This window comes from Microbacterium sp. K41 (assembly GCF_004794395.1).
Classification (GTDB): Bacteria; Actinomycetota; Actinomycetes; order Actinomycetales; family Microbacteriaceae; genus Microbacterium; species Microbacterium sufflavum.
The window spans coordinates 1-4,777 of record NZ_SSDO01000099.1 but is presented as its reverse complement, the minus strand read 5'-3'; the positions used below and the strand labels follow the sequence as shown (position 1 = coordinate 4,777).

Here is a 4,777-nt window from a genome sequence, read left to right as displayed (position 1 = left end):
CGCCGCGTGTGTGCTGGCCCTGCTCGGCGGGCTCCTCCTGCTCCTGCGCCACCGGCCGTCCCCGGCCCTCGCGGCACCGGCGGCCACGGTCATCCTCCGCGCGCGCGGCACCCTGCCGATCCCGCGACCTCCGTCTCTTCACGTGCTCTGCATCAGTCGGACCTGAGGCGCCGTCGTGCGCCCGGGGCGACCGCGACCGCGCTCGCCCATCCGATCGAGAAGACCGAGAAGAGAGACCCATGAAGAATCGAACCACCCGTACCGCGGCCGCCCTCGTGATCGCGGGGTCGCTCGCGCTCGCCGGCTGCGCGTCGAGCGAGCCCGCGGGCCCCGCCGACCACTCCGGCATGGACCACTCCCCGAGTGACGCCCCGGCCGCCGGGGCGAACGACGCGGATGCGATGTTCGCGTCGATGATGATCGTGCACCACCAGCAGGCGGTCGAGATGTCCGACATCGTGCTCGCGAAGGATGGCGTCGACCCGCGCGTGGTCGACCTCGCCGAACGCATCACGGCCGCGCAGGGGCCCGAGATCGAGCAGCTGCAGGGCTGGCTCGACGACTGGGGTGCCGACGCCGCCGACGCCGGCGCCATGGACCACGGCGACGGCATGATGAGCGACGACGACCTCGCCGCGCTCGAGGCCGCGACCGGGCCCGAGGCGTCGCGGCTGTTCCTGGAGCAGATGATCGTGCACCACGAGGGCGCGGTGGAGATGGCGGAGGTGCAGCTCGCGGACGGCGAGAACGCCGATGCGGTGGCGCTCGCGCAGGACATCGTCGACGCCCAGACGGCCGAGATCGCGGAGATGAAGGACATCCTCGCGAGCCTCTGACGCGAGAGCCCCGCGTCGCCCTCGCGCGGCGCGGGGCTCACCCCTTCTCCCGCCGCCGGACATCGCCGCGAGGGCTATCGCTGATCCGGGCGCGGCGGAGTCCGCTCGGCCCTCCCGACGCGGCGCGCCACACGTCGCAGCGGGTGCGCGAGCCGCTGCCACAGCGTGGGGGCGGGGGTGTCGTCGGGAGCGGGCGGCGGAGCCACCGCGAACTGCACGAACTCCTCGGCGCCGTGGTGCACCACGCGGTACAGGGCCGTGCCGATCAGCACGCCCAGCGCGATCGACATGACCGACACGAGGGCGGCGGCGAAGTCGGCCAGGCCGTTGTCGGTCGCGAACGCCTCGGTCAGTCCGACCAGTCCGGCCGCCCCCGGCACGAGCAGCCAGAACGCCGGCAGGAACGTCAGCTGCGACGGCGCCCCGTGCCGCAGCCCCGCGATCCAGAACACCACCGGGGTCACCGCGAGCGCGCCGACGAAACCGCCGACCGCCGGGTCGATGAACTCGGTGCCCGCCCACTGGCCCACATAGGCGACCACGAGCGCGAGCAGCACCCATCCGAAGGTCGACGGCGGCGCCGAGAAATGGAGGTAGTTGCCCAGCGCGAACACGAGGATCCCCAGCAGCGGCACCCACCACGGCAGGAACGAGGAGGCGTCGAGCGGCTCGTACGAGTCGGACGACACCCCCACCACGGCACCCGCGGCGAGGATGCCGAACGCCAGCAGTGCGAGCTGCACGAACCCGTAGACCAGCCGCGACGCCCCGGAGATCATCTGGCCGGCGGCGAGCTCGACCGTCGCGGTGGTCAGCACCCCGCCCGGAAGGAACGTGACCAGCGGGGCGATCAGCACGCGGATCGGGTCGCCGACCTCCACGGCCTCCGCGAGCAGGAACACCGCGGTCGCGCACACGAACGCCGCCGCGATCGGCATGATGAGCTGCAGCGTGGGCGAGCGCACGAGCTTGAGCAGCCCGATCCCGAAGCCGAGCACGAACGCGACGGTCGCCCCCTGCCAGGTGGGGGCGAGCAGCAGGGCGAGCCCGGTGGTGAGGATCGCGTGCCCGAGCGTGCGCGTGAACCAGCCGAGGCGCGGTCGCATCGCGCCGATCTCGTTGAGCCGCCGGATCCCGTCGCGCGGCGCGACCGCGCCGGTGCGGGCCTGCGCGATCAGCTCGTACAGTGCCGCGATCTGGTCGAAGCGGAACGACGCGTTGGTCGCGGAACGGATGGCGACGCGCTCCTCCTCCTCGTCGCCCGTCTCCACGATGATGATCGTCGGCAGCACCACGAAGTCGGTGTCGTCGCCGCCGGACGCGCGCGCCACCTCGGCGATCGTGTCGCGGATGCGGTCGACCGACTCCGCCGAGGCGTTCATCCCCTGCGCCAGCCCGAGCAGGAACTGGCGCAGCGCCGACCGGTCGACGACGTCGGTCATGTCACCCCACCGCGGTCATGTCACGCGAACAGGAACGACAGGGCGACGCCGACCACGATCGCAGTGCCGACGTAGACCAGGTTCGGCAGCTGGAACGAGTGGTCGACCACGAACTTGCCCATCTTGGTCGTGCCGGTCTGGTCGAACGCGACCGTGGCGACCTGACTGCCGTTGGCGGGCAGCGTGTAGATGCCCATGGTCGCCGGCCACAGGCCCACCAGCAGCGGGGCGGGCAGCCCGATCGTGATGCCGATCGGCACGATCGCGTTCGTCGCGCTCGACTGGCTCGTGGTGAGCATCGCGACCGCGAACAGCGCCAGCGCGAACAGCAGCGCGCCCAGGAACGCCGACGACCCCGACACCACGGAGCCGAGTCCGTCGACGATGAGCGTCTGGTTCGCGGCGACGAAGGTGTTCGCCAGCCACGCGATGCCGAACAGGGCGATGGCGCCGACGATGCCGGCGGGGAACGTGGGCTGCTTGGGCACGTCGGCCGCCTTCACCTTGCAGAACACGAAGATGAGGGCGGCGATGATGCCCATGGTGACCTCGATGATGACGGTCACGCTCAGACGCACGGGGTCGCCGCCGTCATCGGTGCCGATCACCGGTCGCAGATTCTCGAACAGGCCGAAGAACACGATCACCGCGACGCCCGCGAGGAACAGCGATGCGGAGAGCACCGCGGTCTTCGGCAGCGTCTTCTCGTGCGCGTCGACGACCGGCGGCTTGATCTGCCCGTCCGCCAGGCGCTTCTGGTACTCCGGGTCGTCCTCCAGGTCCTTGCCGTGGCGCATCATCACGAGCGCCGCGACGAGGAGTCCCGCGATGGAGGCCGGCCACATGATGAGCAGCAGCCCGCCGAGGTCCACGCCCTGCGGCGCGAGCAGCACCACCATCGAGGCGGTCGCAGCCGACACGGGGGAGCACAGGATGCCGACCTGCGAGGCCACGGCCGAGACCGCCAGCGCCCGCTCCGGACGGATCTTCTGCTGGTACGACACGTCGTAGATCACCGGCAGCAGCGGATAGAAGATGTTGCCCGTTCCCGCGCCGACCGTGAACAGGAACGACATCGCGGGGGCGAGGAACACCACCGACTTGGGGCGTTTGCGGATGACCTTCGCCGCGACGGACACCATCCAGTCGATGCCTCCGGCGGCCTGCATGGTCGAGGCGGCCGTGATCACGGTGATGACGATGAACACCGCGTCGACGGGGGCGTTGCCCGGCGCCTCGCCGAAGACGAACACCAGCACGGCGACGCCGACGAGGCCCCACACGCCCAGGCCGATCCCGCTGGTGCGGGTGCCCATGAAGATCGCCAGGACGACGACGATCAGCTGGGCGATGAGGAGGAAGACGTTGTCGTTCATGACGATGCCCCGATCATCAGGATGGCCCGGTCAGGAGGAGGGTCCGGTGGCGATGGGCCCGGTACCGGTGAGCACCTGCACGGGCAGCTCGGTCTCGACGATCTGCCCGTCCACCGCTTCCACCCGCAGGGCGAGGGGGTCGTCGACCGGGCTGATCGCCGTCACGAACTCGGAGTTCTCGAAGTGCAGCGACTGGAGGTTGCCCACCGCGTAGCCGGTCGACAGCTCCCCGCTGAGCAGGGAGGCGTGGAACAGCGGCCGGCGCTGGTCCTCGGCGTCGTAGTGCGGGCAGAAGCTGCCGTGCAGGAAGCCAAGGCCCTCCGGCAGCACCTGCAGCGTGGGGCCGTAGCTGTCGGTCGTGCCGCCCTCGAACCAGCAGATCCCGCCCGCGCTGCCGCCGGTGAACACCACGTTCGACGCCGGGTCCTCCCACATCTCGCGCATGATCTCGTCGAGTCCCTGCCGCTTCCACACGTCGAGCATGTTGGCGGTGTTGCCGCCGCCCACGTGGATCACGTCGAAGCCCTTCACGAACCCGGCGAGGTCGTCGACGGCACGGTGGAACAGCGGCAGATGGTGCGGCGCGCACCGGTCGGAGTCGTACGTGGAGTAGAAGCTCACGATGTAGGCGGTGTCGTCGCCCGTCGCGGTGCCGACGAACAGCACCCGCGGTCTGTCCTTGCCGGTGAGTCTCAGGATGTAGTCGTGCGTCGGATCGTTCCGGCGCTCCATCATGGCCTTTCCGGCTCCGGTTGCGACAACATGTGACATCGGTGACCCCCCGGTTCGACGGCTGCTCTCAGGCGTCAACATAGTGGTGCGCGACCCGGCGCGTCCAGCACTCCTCACCCGCTCGACGTGAGGGACGGTGCGGCCGTCGGCGCACGCCATAGTGGGAGGGGACGTGTCGACGACGGCGGGAGGGCCCACGGTGGCATCGAGCGAGTTCGCGGTGTGCGCGATGTCCGAGCGCCCGGCGCTGTGGACGCTGGTCTGGCATCCCGAGACCGAACGGTGGGAGGCGCGCGACGCCGCGGTCGCGCTCGACCGGCCGTTCGCGCTCGCCGCACACCCGTCCGGCTCCCTGTACGCCGCGGGCCTCACCCCCGAGGGCGCAGTGCAT

The 4,777-nt window shown here is 70.8% G+C and carries 5 protein-coding genes; 2 read left to right on the top strand and 3 right to left on the bottom strand.

All coding sequences use genetic code 11. The features are described 5' to 3' along the window. Nucleotides 1-239 precede the first annotated feature (239 nt). The gene (locus DW309_RS01975) at nt 240-836 is read left to right on the top strand and encodes a DUF305 domain-containing protein (RefSeq protein ID WP_136044399.1); all 597 of its coding nucleotides are present in this window, start codon (nt 240-242) and stop codon (nt 834-836) included. 74 nt (nt 837-910) lie between these two features. Here the strand turns inward: DW309_RS01975 and DW309_RS01970 are convergent, their stop codons facing one another. The 3 genes from DW309_RS01970 to DW309_RS01960 are packed head-to-tail and all read right to left on the bottom strand — an operon-like array spanning nt 911 to nt 4,425. Then, a complete protein-coding gene (locus DW309_RS01970; protein WP_136030515.1) occupies nt 911-2,278 on the bottom strand; it encodes a threonine/serine exporter family protein in 1,368 nt (455 codons plus the stop codon). A gap of 20 nt (nt 2,279-2,298) precedes the next feature. Then, nucleotides 2,299-3,654, bottom strand: a complete 1,356-nt coding sequence (locus DW309_RS01965) for an anaerobic C4-dicarboxylate transporter family protein (RefSeq protein ID WP_136030513.1) — start codon at nt 3,652-3,654, stop codon at nt 2,299-2,301. Between the two features lie 30 nt (nt 3,655-3,684). Continuing rightward, nucleotides 3,685-4,425 carry a Type 1 glutamine amidotransferase-like domain-containing protein gene (locus DW309_RS01960; RefSeq protein ID WP_136030511.1) on the bottom strand — a complete coding sequence of 247 codons (741 nt, stop codon included), beginning with the start codon at nt 4,423-4,425 and terminating at the stop codon, nt 3,685-3,687. 133 nt (nt 4,426-4,558) lie between these two features. On the opposite strand from DW309_RS01960, the gene DW309_RS01955 reads away from it, so the two are divergent. Continuing rightward, on the top strand, nt 4,559-4,777 hold a 219-nt coding region (locus DW309_RS01955; protein WP_136044398.1), incomplete at its 3' end, for a hypothetical protein.